The following is a 17626-nucleotide window of genomic DNA, read 5'->3' as shown; positions in this document are numbered from 1 at the left end:
GGACCCGTACTCATGGCCACGAACGCCATCGACCAGACCCGCCGGATGCTCTCGCTGGTGACGTATCTGCGGGAGCGCCCCGGCGCCCACGTCCAGGACGTCGCACGGGCCTTCGGGATCACCGAGGACGAGCTCATCTCGGACCTCGACGTGCTGCCCATGTGCGGGACGAGCTTCCGCGGCGGCGATCTGCTGGACATCGACACCGACGGCGACCGGATCTGGTGGCACAACCCGGACGACGTCGCGGAGCCGCTCCGGCTCGCCGCCGACGAGGCGACGGCCCTGCTGGTCGCCGCCCGCGCCGTCGCGACGCTGCCCGGACTGCGGGAGAGCGACCGGCAGGCGCTGCTGCGCGCCACCGCCAAGCTGGAGGCCGCGGCCGGTGAGGTGGGGGCGGCCAGCTCCCGGCTCTCGGTCACCTTCGAGTCGGAGGGCGGCGTCTTCGCGGATGTGGACCGGGCGATCTCCGAGCGGCGCCGGCTCTGGCTGCGCTACTACTCGCCCGCCCGCGACGAGCTCACCGAGCGCGAGGTGGACCCGATCCGGCTGTTCGCCGTCGGACACACGTATATGGAGGCCTGGTGCCGGTCCTCGGAGGACCGGCGCACCTTCCGCCTCGACCGGGTCGCCGAGATCCGGCTGCTCGACGAGCCTGCCGCGCCGCCCGAGCTGGAGCTGCGGGACCTGTCGGAGGGGCTGGTCCAGCCCGCCGCAGAGGATCCGGAGGTCGTGGTGGAGGTGGGTCCCGGCGGGCGCTGGGTCGCGGAGTACTACCCGCACGACAGCGCTCACGAGCTGCCCGACGGAGGCATGCGGATCACTCTGCGGACGCCTGATCCGGCCTCGCTGCGCCGGCTGGCGCTCCGGCTCGGCAGGGAGGGGCGCATCGTCTCGCCGCCGGAGCTGGCGCAGAGCGCGCGGCGGGCGGCGCGGGCGGCACTCACCGCCTACGACGGCCCGGCCTGAGGGGCGGCGGAGGAGACATGAGCAACCTGTCCGTGGTGTCGGATGTTTCATCCGTTCCGACCGTCGTCGTTCCCGAGTCCGTACGGTTCCGGGCCGCCTGCCCCGACTGCCGTGCCCGGTTCGAGCTGACGGCGGGCGCCATCCGGCTCGCGATCGGTGCCACCAGCCGGACGACGTTCTACTCCTTCACCTGCCCCGAGTGCGACGCCGCCGTCCGCAGGACCGCGGGGGAGCGGATCGTGGAGCTGCTCACCGACGGCGGCGTACGGACACTGCGCCTGCACAGCGGCCGGTAGAAGCCGGACGGCAGCGGCTCCCCTCAAGACAGATCACATCGGTCCTATCCGGACCCGGACACGAGAAACATCGAGGCTCTGCGGATGTTCTGGCCCATGCTCGCCATCGCCCTGGGGTTCCTCGGCATCGCCGTCCTGGGCGTGCTGGCCATCCGGGTGTTCATCGAGGCCCAGCGCCTCGGTCACCAGGTGACGCGTACCACGGAGCGCATCAACCGGGCCGCGGAGGATCTGGAGCACGCGGCCACCGATCTCGCGGCCACGGGTGAAACCCTGAGGTAGGCGGCCTGTCCGATCAGGGCGGGCACGGCCTCCTGTTTCTCAGTTCCGGGGGGTACGCTGCTGGTGGCGGCCTGGGCAGGGAGGTGCTGGCCGCTAGCCAAAGTATGCACGGGCATTGCCTCGCGTTTACTCCTGCGGGTTACGATCGCTCCCAGCGAATAGGTCGGACGAGTGTCCGAACCAAGGGCAGTCCGACCCAAGGGCAGCGAGCCCACCTCCAGCCGCCTCAGCGAGAAGGAAGCACATCATGGGCAATCTGAAGCCTCTAGAGATCGTTCTGATCATCGCTGTCGTTCTCCTGTTGTTCGGTGCCAAGAAGCTTCCTGACATGGCCCGTTCGCTCGGCAAGTCGGCCCGCATCCTCAAGAGCGAGGCCAAGGCCATGAAGAAGGACGACGAGCCGGCGACCCCGACGGACGTGGCCGCCGCGGACCAGGCGGCTCAGCAGGCCGCCGCCGCGCGCACCATCCAGGCCTCCCCCGGCGATGTGACGAGCTCCCGCCCCGTGAGTGAAGCGAAGCCCACCACCCAGAGCTGACAGCTGACGCATTCCCCGCAGCTGCCGCACGAGACGAGGGAAGTGGGTTGCTCAAGTCTGCCCGCAAGCAGGAGAAGGACGGCGAGGGGCGGATGCCTCTCGCTGATCACCTGCGTGAGTTGCGTAACCGACTGCTGATCGCGGTCCTGGCGGTCATCGTCATCACCTCGATCACGGCCTTTTTCTACAAGGACCTGATCGACTTCCTGATCCGTCCCATCCTGGAGTCGGTCGGCTGCACCAACGGCAGGAAGGTCCAGGAGAACGGCCACCCGTGCGCCGAGATGACGGTGAACGGTCTGGTCGCCCCGTTCTCCATCGCGCTCAAGGTCTCCCTCATGGCGGGCGTGGTGCTCTCCACTCCCGTCTGGCTCTACCAGCTCTGGGCGTTCCTCGCGCCGGGTCTGCACAAGCACGAGAAGAAGTACGCGCTGAGCTTCGTCGGCGCGGGTGTGCCGCTGTTCCTCGTGGGTGCCGCCCTCGCCTACAAGCTGATGCCGCAGACGGCCGCGGTCCTGCTCGAATTCACCCCCGACAACACGACGAACCTGCTGCCCGTCGACGACTACCTGAACATCGTCACGCGCATGGTGGTCGTCTTCGGTCTCGCCTTCGAGCTGCCGCTCCTGCTCGTCCTGCTGAACTTCACCGGGGTGCTCACGGCCAAGCGGCTCGCGGGCTGGTGGCGCGGCATGGTCATGGGCATCACGATCTTCGCCGCGGTCGCCACGCCCACGGGCGACCCGCTGACGATGATCACGCTGGCAGCTCCGATCGTGCTGCTCTACTTCCTGGCACTCGGCATCTGCCTGGCCAACGACCGGCGCAGGCGGCGGAACAACCCCGACGCCGAGCTGGACGACGACGAGGCCTCGGAGCTCGATCTCACCCCCGAGGACATCGGCGAGATGGAGAACGTCTCGGCGTCGCGGCCCTCGTTGCCCGAACAGGCCGACGGGGAACGGGACGGCGGACGATCGCCTCGGTCGAACGGTTACGACGACATCACCTGACCTTGTAGGGTCCCCGGGTGACCAGCGAGATCACCCTCTTCGTCAATCCCACCGCGGGACGCGGCCGGGGCGCGCACGCCGCGCAGCCGGCCGCTTCCGCGTTGCGGGACGCCGGATTCTCCGTCCGTACGGTCCTCGGTGAGGACGCCGACGACGCGTTGCGGCGGGCCCGCGAGGCCGTGGCCGGGGGGACCGGCGCGCTGGTGGCCGTCGGCGGGGACGGGATGATGTCGCTCGCCCTGCAGGCCGTGGCCGGTACCCGGACGCCGCTCGGCGTGGTGGCCGTCGGCACCGGCAACGACTTCGCCCGGGCCCTCGGCCTGCCGGTACGGGATCCGGCCGCGGCCGGCCGGCTGGCCGCCCAGGCACTCAAGGAAAGCCTCGTCCGCGAGATCGACCTCGGCCGGGCCGGGGATCGGTGGTTCGGGTCCGTGCTCGCCTCCGGCTTCGACTCCCGGGTCAACGACCGGGGCAACCGGATGCGCTGGGTCGGCGGCCGGTTCAAGTACGACCTGGCGATCCTCGCCGAACTCGCCGCGTTCCGGCCCATCGCCTACCGGATGAGCCTCGACAGCGGACCGGCCCAGGAGATCGCGGCGACCCTCATAGCCGTCGGCAACGGATCGACATACGGCGGCGGCATGCGGATCTGCGCGGACGCCGTCATGGACGACGGACTGTTCGACGTCACCGTGGTGGGCGACTGCAGCCGCACCACCCTGCTCAAGGTGTTTCCCAAGGTCTACAAGGGCACCCATCTCGGCCACCCGGCCGTCACCGTGCACCGGGTCTCCTCGATCACGCTCGAAGCCGTCGGCGTCACCGCGTACGCGGACGGCGAACCGTTCGGCGCGCTGCCACTGACCGCGACCTGCGTGAGGGGCGCCGTCAGAGTGCTCGGAGCGGGTTCTGCCGCGGTGGATTAAAGATCGCGTCACTGTCGGACCCGGCGGGTAGGCTCGTGGACAAGATGACAGAGGACCTCTCACCAGCTGAGCGATACCAGGCTTCCCGGATCCGAGCCGCCGAGCAGGCGACCGCGCTCGGGCCGTTCCGCGAGATGTACGAATTCGATCTGGACCCCTATCAGATCGAGGCCTGCGCGGCGCTGGAGGCCGGCAAGGGCGTGCTCGTCGCGGCGCCGACCGGCTCGGGCAAGACGATCGTCGGCGAGTTCGCCGTACACCTCGCCCTGGAGCAGGGCCGCAAGTGCTTCTACACCACGCCGATCAAGGCCCTCTCCAACCAGAAGTTCGCCGACCTCGTCAAGCGCTACGGCGCGGACAAGGTCGGCCTGCTCACCGGCGACAACAGCGTCAACGCCGATGCCCCGGTGGTCGTCATGACCACCGAGGTGCTGCGGAACATGCTGTACGCGGGCTCCCAGGCACTGGGCGGGCTCGGCTATGTGGTGATGGACGAGGTGCACTACCTCTCCGACCGCTTCCGTGGGGCGGTGTGGGAGGAAGTGATCATCCACCTCCCCGAATCCGTGACGCTGGTGTCGCTGTCGGCGACCGTGTCCAACGCCGAGGAGTTCGGTGACTGGCTGGACACCGTCCGCGGCGACACCGCCGTGATCGTCTCCGAACACCGCCCCGTGCCGCTCTGGCAGCACGTGCTGGCCGGACGCCGGATGTACGACCTCTTCGAGGAGGAGAGCGACCACGGCGGCCGTGGGGTCGGGCGCCGTGAGGTCAACCCCGACCTCGTCCGGCTCGCCCGCATGGAGAACCAGCGCGGATACAACCCGCGCGAGCGCCGGCGCGGAAAGATGGTGCGCGAGGCGGACCGCGAGCGCGAGCGGCGCCAGCGCAGCCGGATCTGGACGCCGTCGAGGCCCGAGGTCATCGACCGGCTGGACGCCGAGGGGCTGCTGCCGGCCATCACCTTCATCTTCAGCAGGGCCGGCTGCGAGGCCTCCGTGCAGCAGTGCCTGCAGGCCGGGCTCCGGCTCAACAACGAGGACAAGCGCCGGCTCGTGCGCGAGATCGTCGAGGCACGCACGGCGTCCATCCCGGCGGAGGACCTCCATGTCCTCGGCTACTACGAATGGCTCGAAGGCCTGGAGCGGGGCATCGCCGCGCACCACGCGGGGATGCTGCCGACCTTCAAGGAGGTCGTCGAGGAGCTCTTCGTGCGCGGGCTCGTCAAGGCGGTGTTCGCGACCGAGACGCTGGCCCTCGGCATCAACATGCCCGCACGCTCCGTGGTCCTGGAGAAGCTCGTCAAGTGGAACGGCGAGCAGCACGCCGACATCACCCCCGGCGAGTACACCCAGCTGACCGGCCGGGCCGGACGGCGCGGGATCGACGTCGAGGGTCACGCGGTGGTGCTCTGGCAGCGCGGCATGGACCCGGGAGCGCTCGCCGGACTCGCCGGTACGCGTACGTATCCGCTGCGCTCCAGCTTCCGGCCGTCCTACAACATGGCCGTCAACCTGGTGCAGCAGTTCGGCAGGCACCGCTCGCGCGAACTGCTGGAGACCTCGTTCGCACAGTTCCAGGCGGACCGGTCGGTGGTCGGCATCTCCCGCCAGGTCCAGAAGAACGAGGAGGGCCTGGAGGGCTACAAGGAGGGAATGACCTGCCACCTCGGTGACTTCGAGGAGTACGCGCGGCTCCGCCGCGACCTCAAGGACCGGGAGACCGAGCTGGCCAAGCACGGCGCGTCGCAGCGCCGGGCCGCGGCGGCCGCCTCCCTGGAGAAGCTCAAGCCCGGCGATGTCATCCATGTGCCGACCGGGAAGTTCGCCGGACTGGCACTCGTCCTCGACCCCGGACTGCCCGCGGGGCGGACCAACGGGCACGGGCACCGGGGCATGGAGTACCACGACGGGCCGCGGCCCCTGGTGCTGACGGCCGAACGGCAGGTCAAGCGGCTGGCCTCGATCGACTTCCCGGTACCGGTGGAGGCGCTGGAGCGGATGCGCGTCCCGAAGTCGTTCAACGCGCGCTCGCCGCAGTCGCGCCGCGATCTGGCCTCCGCGCTGCGCACCAAGGCCGGGCACATCGTGCCGGAGCGGCACCGCAAGGAACGCTCCGGCGCCGCCGACGACCGCGAGATCGCCCGCTACCGGGCCGAGTTGCGCGCGCACCCCTGCCACGGCTGCGACGAGCGCGAGGACCACGCGCGGTGGGCCGAGCGCTACCACCGGCTGCAGCGGGACACCAGGCAGCTGGAGCGCCGCATCGAGGGGCGCACCAACACCATCGCCCGCACTTTCGACCGGATCGTCGCGCTGCTCACCGAGCTCGACTACCTGCGCGGCAGTGAGGTCACCGAGCACGGCAAGCGGCTCGCCCGCCTCTACGGCGAGCTTGACCTGCTGGCGAGCGAGTGCCTGCGGGCGGGTGTGTGGGAGGGGCTCAACCCGGCCGAACTCGCCGCGTGTGTCTCGGCGCTGGTGTACGAGGCCCGCCAGTCCGACGACGCGGTGGCGCCCAAGCTGCCGTCCGGACCGGCGAAGACGGCGATGGGCGAGATGGTCCGGATCTGGGGGCGGCTCGATGCCCTGGAGGAGGACTTCAAGATCAACCAGGCGGAGGGGGTCGGGCAGCGCGAACCCGATCTCGGCTTCGCCTGGGCGGTGTACATGTGGGCGTCCGGCCGGACGCTGGACGAGGTGCTGCGCGAGGCGGAGATGCCCGCGGGCGACTTCGTGCGCTGGTGCAAGCAGGTGATCGATGTGCTGGGGCAGGTGGCCGCCGCTGCGCCGCGCGAGGGCAGCTCGGTGGGGCGCAACGCCCGCAAGGCCGTCGACGAGGTGCTGCGGGGAGTGGTGGCCTACAGCTCCGTGGGCTGAGCCGGGGTGGGCCGGGCGGCTGCGGAGGCGATACCTTCCGCAGCCGCCCGGCCCACACAGGCCGCGCCCGTGCGCCCTGTCGTCAGCCGGCGGTCCTCAGCGGGCGGTTCGGGTGCCGACGGCAGAGCCGAAGCGGGCCTTCGCGACCGGATGGCCCAGCGATTCCGGGGTGAAGAGGATCGAGCCCGTCCCGGCCGGTCCCGTCTTCGAACCGGGGATGACGCTCACCGCACCCGTCGTCAGGTACTTCCCCGGTGCGCCGACCGCCAGGTCCGCGCGACCGTCCGCGTCGAAGTCCCCGGCGGTCACGGAGCTGCCGAACCGGTCGTTGCCCTCCATCACGCCCATCACCCCCGGCGAGTCCAGGGTCAGCTTCCGGGCGCGGGCCGCGTCCAGTCCGGTCGTCGTCCCCGGCACGACGGTCAGCGCGCCCGCGTTCTGGATGCCGTCGGAGTCCGGCTCGCCGACCACGGCGGTCACCAGGTCGGCATGTCTGTCGCCGTCGGTGTCGGCCAGTACGGCCGCGGTGCCGGGTTCCACCGCGCCGCCGTAGGGGACGCCCGCCCCCAGCCCGGCGGCGGTGCCCGGGAACATCCGCAGCAGGAACTCGTCGGGGCCGTCGGAATAGCCGGTGTCCACGACCACGTCGTCCCGGCCGTCGCCCGTGATGTCACCGGTCACGACGCTGTAGCCGTTGAAGGGCAGCCCGGTCCGGCCGATCGGCTGTGTCTTGAGGCCCTGCGCCGAACCCGGCAGCACGCCCAGCGTTCCCTCGTCGGCCCCGTCGTCGAAGTAGGCCTGCGTGACCAGGTCGGTATAGCCGTCGCCGTTGATGTCGCCCGAGGAGATCGGCCCCATTCCGGCGCCGCCGCCGGGCGGGGCGAACGCGGTCATCGGCGGTTCTTCGATGTCCCGCAAATTGCTCGCACCGCGTACGACGTCGACCTTCGTGTCCGTGGCGACCGCGATGTCGTCCCGGCCGTCGTGGTCGAAGTCCCCGACCGTCAGGTTGTCGCCGAAGCCCTCGCGCGGGGTGGGCTTCGGGTTGTGGAACGCGATGGCGTCGCTGCCCAGACCGCCCTTGGCCCCGAAGACGACGGTGACGGCGCCCGCGCCCGTCACCGTCCCGATGGCCTCGCCGCCGGAACCGATCACCAGGTCGGTGTACCCGTCGCCGTCCACGTCGCCCAGGGTCACCGAGGAGCCGAACCGGTCACCTGCCTCCGGAACGCCCGGGATTCCGGCCGTGTCCTGGGTGATGCCCTTGTGCCGGGTGACCCGTACGCCCTGCTCGGTGCCGTAGACGAGGGAGACGTACCCCGCCTTCGCACGGCCCTTGATGGTGCCCTCCGGGGCGCCCGCGGCGAGGTCGCCGAAGCCGTCGCCGTCCACGTCGCCCGGCGCGGCCGCCTTCTGCGGGGTCTTCGACGCCGCCCCGTGAACCGGTGCGGCTAAGGCGGCCGGTGCCACCAGAGCCCCCGCCGCCACCGCTGTCGCCAGAGCCGTACACGCCATCAGATGCCGCGCCATGTGCCACTCCCGTCCCGGTACTTCCCGAATGCCGCTACCGGCTGCCCGAGGGGCCGCCGGTAGCCGCCGTCAACCCACAAGACCCCTGAGGGGGATGAATAGTTGCGGTCGCCGTCACGACCGGCAGGAGGGCCGGGTGGCCGCGCGTCACGCCCCGGGCACGCCGACGCCCGCACCGAGGGCGATCCGCGGTGCGGGCCGTCACAGCCGTGGGGCGCGTTCTACGACCGGCCCCTGCCGCTCCTCAGCGACGCCCCCGCGCAGACCAGGCCGAGCAGGGCGGTCAGGCCGCCGATGATGACGTTGTTGAGTACGACGCCCATGTCCGGGCTGCTGCCCACCACCCAGGGCGAGACGATCATCCAGGCGCCCATGGCGCAGATAGCCCAGCTCAGGCCATACATCCTTTGCGGCATCACGGTGAACCCGAGACCCAGCACGGCGATCGCGATACCCATGATCAGGTTGTGGTTCACCAGGGTGGTCTGGCTTGTCGTGAAGTGCAGCACCCAGGGCGAGATGGCGCAGTACAGGCCGACCAGGAACACCGGTCCGTCCACGAGTGCCACATCGCGACCGCCCATCACCCGGGCGTAACGATCGCGCATTTCGGAGGCGTCGGGGTGTCCGGCCAGGTCGTGGCCGGCGTGCGAGACGTTTGACATGAGGTTCGTCTCCTTCGCTCCCGCAGGCCAGTGAGCGCCTTGTGCGATGAACGGCCTGCTATGCCATTCTGCTCTTATTTGTGCCTTATGTGTAGTTTCCAGACAGCCGAATTTCGTCCGGAACCGCGACGACGCGCGCCCCCGGTCGATGCCGGGGGCGCGCGTCGTCCAGCGGTGAGCGGTTACTTCGGGGGCATCAGGACGGAGTCGACGATGTAGACCGTCGCGTTGGCGGTCGGGACGTTGCCGCAGACGACCTTCGAGGAGTCGTTCACGGTGTACTCCATGTTCGACCCCGACGTCATCAGCTTGCCCTTCTCCAGGGTGTCGAAGGAGCCCTTGTCCAGCTGCTTCGGCGCCAGCTTCTCGCCCACCACGTGGTAGGTGAGCACCTTGGTCAGCTCGGCCTTGTCGGCCAGCAGCTTGTCCAGGTCCGCCTTCGGGATCTTGGCGAAGGCGTCATTGGTCGGGGCGAACACCGTGATGTTCTGCGCGTTGTTCAGGGTGTCGACCAGCCCGGCCTTCTTCACGGCGGTGACGAGCGTGGAGAGGGCCGGGTTGTTCGAGGCGGCCGTGGCGACCGGGTCCTTCGCCATGCCGTCGAAGGAGCCCGAGCCGCTCTTCGGTACGGACGCGCAGCCCGGCCCGAAGGGCTTGTCCATGTCCATCGAGTCGCCGGCGGAGGCGGGGGCCGATGCCTTCGCGGAGCTGGCGGTGGAGCCGGAGGCGCTGTCCTTGGAGTCGCTGGAACAGGCGGTGAGGGCGAGCGGGAGTACCACTGCCGCGGACACGGCGAGGGCGGCGCGGCGGATGTGGAGGGTGTTCATGATGTTCTCCTGGATAGGTCCGGGTAACGGAATGATCACGTGAAGTGAGCAAGGGTGAGTGTGTGGGCCCGTGGCCGTGCTCCGCACGGAAGCCGGGCGATGTGGCGGGGGTGTCCGCTCAGGACACGTCGACCACCACCGAGTGCCAGCCGGTCGCCCCGTTGGGCACCGTGCCGACCCGCTTGTCGGTCTGGGTGACGCCGGTACGGTCCGTCGCGCGGACTTCGAGGGTGTGGTTGCCGGAGGTGGCCGGCCACTCCCACACCCACTGGCGCCAGGTGTCCCGGCTGTCCTCCGCGGCCAGCCGCGCGGTGTGCCACGATCCGCCGTCCACCCGGACCTCGACCCGCGAGATCCCGCGGTGCTGGGCCCAGGCGACCCCGGCGACCGGGATCGTGCCGGGCTTCGGGGAGGCGAACGGGCGGGGGGTGTCGATCCGGGACTCGGTCTTGATGGGGGCCTGCTGGGACCAGGTGCGCTTGACCCAGTAGGCGTCGTAGTCGTCGAACGTGGTGAGCTCGATGTCCTTCATCCACTTGCAGGCCGACACGTATCCGTACAGGCCGGGAACGACCATCCGGACCGGGAAGCCGTGCTCGAAGGGCAGCGGCTCGCCGTTCATGCCGAGGGCGAGCATCGCGTCCCGGCCGTCCATCACCGTCTCGACCGGGGTGCCGATGGTCATGCCGTCCACCGAGCGCGTGATGATCTGGTCGGCGGGCCCGCCGCGGGACGGCGGTTTCACCCCCGCCTCGCGCAGCAGATCGGCCAGCCGCACCCCGATCCAACGGGCGTTGCCGACATACGGTCCGCCGACCTCGTTGGACACGCAGGTCATGGTGATGTCGCGCTCGATGATCTCGCGGCGCAGCAGGTCCTTGAAGCTGAGCTCCACCGGGCGTTTCACACCCTTGCCGTGGATCCTCAGCTTCCAGTCGTTCGCGTCGATGCGCGGGACGACCAGGGCCGTGTCCACCCGGTAGAAGTCCTTGTTCGGCGTGATGAACGAGCCCAGCCCCCGGATCCGCAGATCGGCGCCCGCCGGTACCGCCGGCGCCGCGGAGGCGGGCACGGGCAGCACCAGGTCGTGCCGTGAGGCGGTCGCCCCGGCCTGAACGGCTGAGGTGAGCCGGCGGCCCAGCACCCCGGCGCCCGCGGAGGCCGCCGCCGCGGCGCTCGCCGCGATGACGAAGCCCCGCCGGTCGAAGGTGCGAGGCGCCGGCCCCCCGCCCCTCCCGCCAGCCGCGGGGGAGGGACCGGGAACCAGGGCGAGCCGTCCGACCAGGAGATACAGCACCCCTGCGGCCAGTACGGCACCCACCACAGAGGGCAGCGCGTCGGCCGGCTGCCCCTCGGGCCGGCCCACCGCCGCGACCGCCCCGACCACACCGAAGACCAGGACGGCAGCCGAGCCGGTGAGCCGGTGCCGCAGCGCGAGCACTCCGACCACCACGGCGAAGCCCGCCAGCAGAACCAGGATCCCCAGTTCAAGGACCAGCTTGTCGTTGGTGCCGAAATTGCGGACGGCGAAGTCCTTCAGCGCCGGGGGAGTGCGGTCGATGACCGCACCGCCCACCGCCGTGACCGGACCCGCCTCGGGGCGGACCGCCGCCGCCGCCAACTCGGCGACGGCCAGGGCGGTGAACCCGGCGATCAGACCGCTCAGCGCGGCGAGACCGGCTCGCGCCCAGCGGGACCGCCGGGACCCGGGGGCCCCGTCCTGCGCATCGTTCTGATCTTCGCTCACACCGGGAATTCGGTGCCGCTCGCCCGGCGGATTGGTCCCTCACCCGAATGGATGAGAGCGGATCACCGCCAATCCGCGGTGCGAACTGCAACGAATCACACGTGAGAGGCATCCGCCGCTCCTCCGGAACCAGAAGGAGGGGCGAGTGGCGCAGGTGCTCGAAGGGAGCGGTATGACAGGGATGCGGCGACGGACAGCCGTGGTGGGCAGCGGGGTGGCCGGACTGACGGCCGCCCACATCCTGCGGACGGCCCACGACGTGACGCTGTTCGAGGCGGACAGCCGGGTGGGCGGCCACGCGCACACCCACGAACTGCCCGCCTCGGACGGCCGCGTCCACCGGGTCGACTCCGGATTCATCGTGCACAACCGGCGCACCTACCCGCACCTGCTGCGGCTCTTCGCGGAACTCGGCGTCGCCACGCAGGAGTCGGAGATGAGCATGTCCGTGCGGTGCGAGGGCTGCGCCCTGGAGTACGCGGGCGCCCGGGGCGCTGCGGGTCTCCTCGCCCGGCCGGGGGCGGTCCGCGATCCGGCCTATCCGCGGATGCTGGCGGCGGTGCCCCGCTTCCACCGGGCCGCCCGGCGGCTGCTGGCGGACGGCGGACCCGGCGCGGACACCATGACGCTGGGCGAGTTCGCCAGCCGCGGCCGATTCTCGCCGTACTTCACGGCCCACTTCCTGACCCCGCTCGTCTCCGCCGTCTGGTCCTGCGACCCGGTGACCGCGCTGCGGTACCCGGCCCGCTACCTCTTCCGCTTCCTCGACCACCACGGGCTGCTCTCGGTCAGCGGCTCCCCGGTGTGGCGGACCGTCACCGGCGGGTCGGGCGCCTACGTGGAACGGGTCACCAAGCAGCTCGGCGCCGTCCGCACCTCGACCCCGGTCCGGGCGGTGCGCCGGCACCCCGACGGCGTGGAGATCACCACCGCGGACGACACCACGGAGCAGTTCGACTCCGTCGTCATCGCCACCCACCCCGACCAGGCACTGCGCCTGCTCGCGGACCCCACGGACGAGGAGCGCGACACGCTCGGCGCGTTCCGCTACTCCCGCAACCCCACCCTCCTGCACACCGACACCCGGCTGCTGCCGAGTGCCCGGGGGGCCCGCGCCTCCTGGAACTACCTGATGCCGTCCTGCACCGCGAGCCCCGACCACGTCACCGTCAGCTATGACATGAACCGGCTCCAGCGGCTCGACGCCCCGGAGACCTTCGTCGTCACGCTGAACGGCGCGGACCGGGTCGCCCCCGGGCTGGTCCGCGCCCGCATGGTGTACGAACACCCCGTCTACACCCCGGAGTCGGTCGCGGCGCAGCACCGGCTGCCCGCCCTGTCGGGACCGCGCACCGCCTACGCCGGGGCGTACCACGGCTGGGGATTCCACGAGGACGGCTGCCGCTCGGGGGCGGAGGCGGCCAGGAGCCTGGGGGTGGACTGGTGAACGCCCTCTACCCCTGCACCATCGCCCATGTGCGGACCGCGCCCGTCACGTACGCCTTCCGCCACCGCACCTACCTGTGGCTGATCGACCCGGACGGACCGCCGCCGCTGCCCGCCGCCCTGCGCGTGCTGGCCCGCTTCGACCCGCGCGACCACTTCGGCGGTACGGCCCCCACCATCCGGGCCGGTCTGAGCCGCTTCCTGGCGGCGAACGGCGTCGACCTCGCCGACGGAACCGTGCGGATGCTCACCCAGGCCCGGGTGTTCGGCCACGTCTTCAACCCGCTGACCGTCTACTGGTGCCGCCGCGCCGACGGCACCCCGCTCTGCACGGTCGCGGAGGTGCACAACACCTACGGCGAACGGCACTGCTACCTGCTGCGCCCGGACAGCGCCGGACGGGCCTCCACGGACAAGGAGTTCTACGTCTCGCCGTTCTTCGGCGTCGACGGCGCCTACCGGATGCGGCTTCCCGAGCCCGGACCCCGGCTCGAAATGGCGGTGCATCTGGACCGGGCCGGCATGCGGCCCTTCACCGCCACCGTGCGCGGTGTACGACGCCCGGTGACCCCGCGCGTACTGCTCGGCCTCGCGCTGCGCCACCCCTGGTCCACGGCGGTCGTCTCGGTCGCCATCCGACTGCACGGAATCCGCCTCCTGCTGCGCGGACTGCCCGTGCGGCCCCGTCCCCGCCACACCATTCAGGAAGGAATGCAGTGAGCGTGTCCACGTCCCACTCCCCGTCGTCCCCGGCCACCTCGCCCCCGGCGGCCGCCCCGTCCGCGGTCTTCCCGCCCCGGTCCCCGGCGCACGTCCCCGGCGCCGCCGACCCCGAGCGCTGGCCGGACGTCGCCCGGCCCCCGCGGGCGTCCCGGCTGCGGACCGCCGTCGCGCGGCGGCTCGTACGCCACGCACTGGCCCGGCTCCCGCTCCGGGCCAGGCTCGCCGGACAGGAGGACATCGGCCTCGGCGGCCCCCTGATGGACATCCGCGACCCCGAGGCCTTCTTCCGCAGGATCGGCGTCAACGGCCTGATCGGCTTCGGGGAGTCGTACATGGCGGGCGAGTGGGACTCGCCCGACCCGGTGGGCGTCCTCACGGTCCTCGCCGGGCACGTCGCCACCCTGATCCCGCAGCCCCTCCAGAAGCTGCGCGGGCTCTGGGCGGGACGCCGGCCCGCCGAACAGCTCGGCACCCCGGAAGGCGCCCGGGACAACATCAGCCACCACTACGACCTGTCCAACGAGCTCTTCGCGCTCTTCCTCGACGAGACCCTCAGTTACTCGTCCGCCGTCTTCCGGAGCTTCCCCGCGGATGCCGAGGCGCTGCCCGCCGCACAGCATCGCAAGATCGACCGGCTGCTCGACCTGGCCGGGGTCGGGCCCGGCACCGAACTCCTCGAAATCGGCACCGGCTGGGGAGAACTGGCGATCCGGGCCGCCGCCCGAGGGGCCCGCGTCCTCTCCGTCACGCTCTCCGCCGAACAGCGGGACCTGGCCCGCCGCAGGATCAGCGAGGCCGGGTACGCGGACCGGGCAGAGGTCAGGCTCTGCGACTACCGCAGCGTCGAGGGGAGTTACGACGCGGTGGTCAGCGTCGAGATGATCGAGGCGGTCGGCGCGGAGTACTGGCCGGTCTACTTCCGGACACTGGAGGAGCGGCTGGCCCCCGGCGGCCGCATCGCACTCCAGGCCATCACCATGCCGGACGACCGGATGCGCGCCTCCCGGACCACCTTCACCTGGATCCACAAGTACATCTTCCCCGGCGGACTCCTGCCGTCCGTCGAGGCCATGGCGGAGGTCACGGCCGAACACACCGGCCTGCGCATCGACCGGTGCGACGACTTCGGCACCCACTACGCCGAGACGCTGCGGCTGTGGCGCGAACGGTTCACCGAACGGACGGCGGAGGTCGACGCACTCGGCTTCGACGCGACCTTCCGCCGCATGTGGACCTTCTATCTGGCCTACTCCGAGGCGGGATTCCGCTCCGGCTACCTCCATGTGCGGCAACTGCTGCTGACCCGTCAGGAAACGGCGCGATGACTCTTACCGGCAAGCAGGAGACGACCGGCGCCGCCCAGCGCCTCGAACCCCTCGTCGAACAGCTGCTCGGCGGACCCCTCCCGGTGAGGGTACGGATGTGGGACGGCAGCGAGACCGGCGCCGCCGACGGCCCCCTGGTCCACGTCCGGTCCCGGCGGGCGCTGCGCCGGCTGCTCTGGGCACCGGGCGAACTCGGCCTCGCCGAGGCGTACATCACCGGTGACGTCGAGGTCGAGGGGGACCTGGCAGCGGGACTGCGGGCGATGCGCCATGCTGTACGCGAGCGCGGACTGCGCCCGCCGCGCCCCGGTATCGGCGACCGGTTCCGGGCCGTCGGCACCGCACTGCGCCTGGGCGCGGTGGGCCCCCGGCCCCCGGTCCCCGCCGCCCGCGCGGGACTCCACGGCGTCCTGCACAGCAAGTCACGGGACCGGGCCGCGATCAGCCACCACTACGACCTCTCCAACGACTTCTACGCCCTGCTCCTCGACGAGACGATGGCCTACTCCTGCGGTTACTGGACCAGTGACGCACCCGGCTACGAACCGGTCGACGCCCAGCACGACAAGCTCGAACTCATCTGCCGGAAGCTGGACCTGCGCCCCGGGGCGCGGCTGCTCGACATCGGCTGCGGCTGGGGATCGCTGACCCTGTACGCCGCACAGCGGCACGGCGTCCGCGTCACCGCCGTCACCCTCGCCCGGGAACAGGCCGCCCACGTCCGCGCGCAGGTAGCGGCGCGGGGCCTGGAGGACCTGGTCGAGGTCCGCTGCTGCGACTACCGGGACATCGACCGGGCGCCGGGCCACGAGGGCGGATACGACGCGGTGTCCACCATCGAGATGGGCGAACACGTCGGTGACGCCGAGTACCCCGCCTTCACCGCGACACTGCACGCCATGGTCCGCCCGCGCGGCCGGGTGCTGGTCCAGCAGATGTCCCGGGGCCGCGACGCCCCGGGCGGCGGCGCGTTCATCGAGTCGTACATCGCCCCCGACATGCACATGCGCCCGCTCGGTGAGACGGTCGCGCTGCTGGAGGGCGCCGGACTGGAGGTACGGGACGTCGAGGGGCTGCGCGAGCACTACGTGCGGACCGTCGACGCGTGGCGGGAGACCCTGGAGCGGAAGCAGAAGGAGTTCACGGACCTGGTCGGTGAGGAGACCGTACGGGTGTGGCGGCTCTATCTGGCCGGTGGCGCCCTCGCCTTCGAGGAACACCGGATGGGCGTCGACCAGATCCTCTCCGTACGGCCGGAGGAGACCGGAACCGCCGGGATGCCCGCCACCCGGCGGGGCTGGTACACGGATCCGGCGGCGGTACCGCCCGCCCGCGACGGCATGACGGCCGGGGCCGCCGGGTGAACGGCTTCGGCTGGGCGGCGTTCGCACAGGGCCTCGCGCCCGCCGCGGGTGCCGCCCTCGCCGTCATGCTCGTCACCTTCGCCGTCGCGCTGCGCAAGGGCGTGCACCGGGTCGTGGACATCGCGTGGGGCCTCGGCTTCACCGCCGTCGCGCTGGTCTCCTACGCCATGTCGGCGGGCGGCGGCGGGGACGGCACCCGGCGGCTGCTGGTCACCGTGGCGACGGCGGTGTGGGGGCTGCGCCTGGCCTGGCACATCGCCCGCCGGGGGAGGGGGCACGGGGAGGACCCGCGCTACGAGGTGATGCTGGCCAGGGCGCCGGGCAGCCCCGCGCTGTACGCCCTGCGGAAGGTGTACCTGCTCCAGGGGGCGCTGGTCTGGCTGATCTCGCTGCCGGTGCAGGCGGCCGGGTACGTGCGGGGGCCTGCCGGGGCCCTGGTCTGGGCGGGGACCGCGCTCTGGGCGGTCGGGCTCGGCTTCGAGGCGGTGGGGGACCACCAGCTGGCCCGGTTCAAGGCGGATCCGGCCAACCGCGGGCGGATCATGGACCGGGGGCTGTGGTCCTGGACCCGGCATCCGAACTACTTCGGTGACTTCTGCGTGTGGTGGGGCCTGTTCCTGATGGTCTGCGAGGCGCCGGCGGCGGCCGCGGCCACCGTCGTGGCGCCCGTGCTGATGAGCTTCCTGCTCATCGGCGGCAGCGGAAAGGCCCTGCTCGAACGGCATATGGCCGAGCGCCCCGGCTTCGCCGAGTACACCGCCAGGACCAGCGGCTTCTTCCCCCGGCCGCCACGCAGGTCCTAGGCGTACCGATCCGGAGCGTTGTTCGCTCGGCCGGTCCGGGGCCGGCTTCCCCGTGCGGTGTGGCAGCGGGACGCCCGCCGGCCGACCCGGACAGGGCCGGCGGGGTCGCAACCACCGGAAGCCGGGTTACCGCGGGGGCCGGCCTCCGGCGGTTGCGACCCGCTCAGCACCGCGAGCGCCATGCGGCCGAGTGCGGGACCGCCCGCCTGGAGCGACATCGGGCCGCCGCGACGCGATACGGCGGACCCGCCGTCCGCTGCGAGGTGACCGTGCTGCTCGCAGCCATCAACGAG

The 17626-nt window shown here is 71.5% G+C and carries 16 protein-coding genes; 12 read left to right on the top strand and 4 right to left on the bottom strand.

Annotated features, from left to right (window positions below; translation table 11 throughout):
* Nucleotides 1-12: 12 nt before the first annotated feature.
* The 7 genes from ACIP89_RS36720 (at nucleotide 13) to ACIP89_RS36690 (ending at nucleotide 6903) form a co-directional block, all read left to right on the top strand.
* Complete coding sequence (locus ACIP89_RS36720) at nucleotides 13-969, top strand: YafY family protein (RefSeq protein WP_073737396.1); 957 nt, start codon at nucleotides 13-15, stop codon at nucleotides 967-969.
* A gap of 17 nt (nucleotides 970-986) precedes the next feature.
* Nucleotides 987-1265 (top strand): hypothetical protein, encoded by a 279-nt coding sequence (locus tag ACIP89_RS36715; RefSeq protein ID WP_401929886.1) that lies wholly within the window; start codon nucleotides 987-989, stop codon nucleotides 1263-1265.
* Nucleotides 1266-1349: 84 nt separating this feature from the next.
* Entirely contained in the window at nucleotides 1350-1547 is a 198-nt protein-coding gene (locus ACIP89_RS36710) for a hypothetical protein (RefSeq protein WP_073737398.1), read from the top strand.
* 244 nt (nucleotides 1548-1791) lie between these two features.
* Nucleotides 1792-2085 carry a Sec-independent protein translocase subunit TatA gene (gene tatA, locus ACIP89_RS36705; RefSeq protein ID WP_401930258.1) on the top strand — a complete coding sequence of 98 codons (294 nt, stop codon included), beginning with the start codon at nucleotides 1792-1794 and terminating at the stop codon, nucleotides 2083-2085.
* A 47-nt stretch (nucleotides 2086-2132) separates the two neighbouring features.
* Nucleotides 2133-3098 (top strand): twin-arginine translocase subunit TatC, encoded by a 966-nt coding sequence (gene tatC, locus ACIP89_RS36700; protein WP_401929888.1) that lies wholly within the window; start codon nucleotides 2133-2135, stop codon nucleotides 3096-3098.
* A 17-nt stretch (nucleotides 3099-3115) separates the two neighbouring features.
* A complete protein-coding gene (locus ACIP89_RS36695) occupies nucleotides 3116-4024 on the top strand; it encodes a diacylglycerol kinase (RefSeq protein ID WP_402118796.1) in 909 nt (302 codons plus the stop codon).
* Between the two features lie 44 nt (nucleotides 4025-4068).
* Nucleotides 4069-6903, top strand: coding sequence for a DEAD/DEAH box helicase (locus ACIP89_RS36690; protein WP_401929892.1), 2835 nt, complete (start codon nucleotides 4069-4071; stop codon nucleotides 6901-6903).
* Nucleotides 6904-6999: 96 nt separating this feature from the next.
* Here the strand turns inward: ACIP89_RS36690 and ACIP89_RS36685 are convergent, their stop codons facing one another.
* From ACIP89_RS36685 to ACIP89_RS36670, 4 genes are all read right to left on the bottom strand, one after another.
* On the bottom strand, nucleotides 7000-8433 hold the full coding sequence (locus ACIP89_RS36685; protein ID WP_402118794.1) for an FG-GAP-like repeat-containing protein: 1434 nt from the start codon (nucleotides 8431-8433) through the stop codon (nucleotides 7000-7002).
* Nucleotides 8434-8654: 221 nt separating this feature from the next.
* Nucleotides 8655-9098 (bottom strand): SPW repeat protein, encoded by a 444-nt coding sequence (locus tag ACIP89_RS36680; RefSeq protein ID WP_401929896.1) that lies wholly within the window; start codon nucleotides 9096-9098, stop codon nucleotides 8655-8657.
* Nucleotides 9099-9280: 182 nt separating this feature from the next.
* A complete protein-coding gene (locus ACIP89_RS36675; protein WP_401929898.1) occupies nucleotides 9281-9925 on the bottom strand; it encodes a fasciclin domain-containing protein in 645 nt (214 codons plus the stop codon).
* A gap of 118 nt (nucleotides 9926-10043) precedes the next feature.
* On the bottom strand, nucleotides 10044-11672 hold the full coding sequence (locus ACIP89_RS36670) for a molybdopterin-dependent oxidoreductase (protein ID WP_401929900.1): 1629 nt from the start codon (nucleotides 11670-11672) through the stop codon (nucleotides 10044-10046).
* 172 nt (nucleotides 11673-11844) lie between these two features.
* Between ACIP89_RS36670 and ACIP89_RS36665 the strand changes: the two genes are divergently transcribed.
* The 5 genes from ACIP89_RS36665 to ACIP89_RS36645 are packed head-to-tail and all read left to right on the top strand — an operon-like array spanning nucleotide 11845 to nucleotide 17333.
* Complete coding sequence (locus ACIP89_RS36665; RefSeq protein ID WP_402118813.1) at nucleotides 11845-13119, top strand: NAD(P)/FAD-dependent oxidoreductase; 1275 nt, start codon at nucleotides 11845-11847, stop codon at nucleotides 13117-13119.
* Complete coding sequence (locus ACIP89_RS36660) at nucleotides 13113-13838, top strand: DUF1365 domain-containing protein (RefSeq protein ID WP_401930262.1); 726 nt, start codon at nucleotides 13113-13115, stop codon at nucleotides 13836-13838. The genes ACIP89_RS36665 and ACIP89_RS36660 overlap by 7 nt, the downstream gene beginning before the upstream one ends.
* Nucleotides 13835-15166, top strand: a complete 1332-nt coding sequence (locus tag ACIP89_RS36655) for a class I SAM-dependent methyltransferase (RefSeq protein ID WP_402118791.1) — start codon at nucleotides 13835-13837, stop codon at nucleotides 15164-15166. Before ACIP89_RS36660 ends, ACIP89_RS36655 begins: the two co-directional genes overlap by 4 nt.
* The gene (locus ACIP89_RS36650) at nucleotides 15163-16530 is read left to right on the top strand and encodes a class I SAM-dependent methyltransferase (protein ID WP_402118788.1); all 1368 of its coding nucleotides are present in this window, start codon (nucleotides 15163-15165) and stop codon (nucleotides 16528-16530) included. Before ACIP89_RS36655 ends, ACIP89_RS36650 begins: the two co-directional genes overlap by 4 nt.
* On the top strand, nucleotides 16527-17333 hold the full coding sequence (locus ACIP89_RS36645; RefSeq protein ID WP_402118786.1) for a DUF1295 domain-containing protein: 807 nt from the start codon (nucleotides 16527-16529) through the stop codon (nucleotides 17331-17333). Before ACIP89_RS36650 ends, ACIP89_RS36645 begins: the two co-directional genes overlap by 4 nt.
* Nucleotides 17334-17626 lie beyond the last annotated feature (293 nt).

The organism is Streptomyces sp. NPDC088730 (genome assembly GCF_044751215.1).
GTDB lineage: Bacteria > Actinomycetota > Actinomycetes > Streptomycetales > Streptomycetaceae > Streptomyces.
The sequence above is the reverse complement of the archived record's forward strand: the minus strand, read 5'-3'. Positions and strand labels throughout refer to the sequence as shown.

Bases quoted from the DNA above. Each gene is read 5' to 3' on its own strand.
- ACIP89_RS36720 (WP_073737396.1), top strand. From the start codon at position 13: ATGGCCACGAACGCCATCGACCAGACCCGCCGGATGCTCTCGCTGGTG.
- ACIP89_RS36715 (WP_401929886.1), top strand. From the start codon at position 987: ATGAGCAACCTGTCCGTGGTGTCGGATGTTTCATCCGTTCCGACCGTC.
- ACIP89_RS36710 (WP_073737398.1), top strand. From the start codon at position 1,350: ATGTTCTGGCCCATGCTCGCCATCGCCCTGGGGTTCCTCGGCATCGCC.
- ACIP89_RS36690 (WP_401929892.1), top strand. From the start codon at position 4,069: ATGACAGAGGACCTCTCACCAGCTGAGCGATACCAGGCTTCCCGGATC.
- ACIP89_RS36685 (WP_402118794.1), bottom strand. From the start codon at position 8,433: ATGGCGCGGCATCTGATGGCGTGTACGGCTCTGGCGACAGCGGTGGCG.
- ACIP89_RS36680 (WP_401929896.1), bottom strand. From the start codon at position 9,098: ATGTCAAACGTCTCGCACGCCGGCCACGACCTGGCCGGACACCCCGAC.
- ACIP89_RS36675 (WP_401929898.1), bottom strand. From the start codon at position 9,925: ATGAACACCCTCCACATCCGCCGCGCCGCCCTCGCCGTGTCCGCGGCA.
- ACIP89_RS36665 (WP_402118813.1), top strand. From the start codon at position 11,845: ATGACAGGGATGCGGCGACGGACAGCCGTGGTGGGCAGCGGGGTGGCC.
- ACIP89_RS36650 (WP_402118788.1), top strand. From the start codon at position 15,163: ATGACTCTTACCGGCAAGCAGGAGACGACCGGCGCCGCCCAGCGCCTC.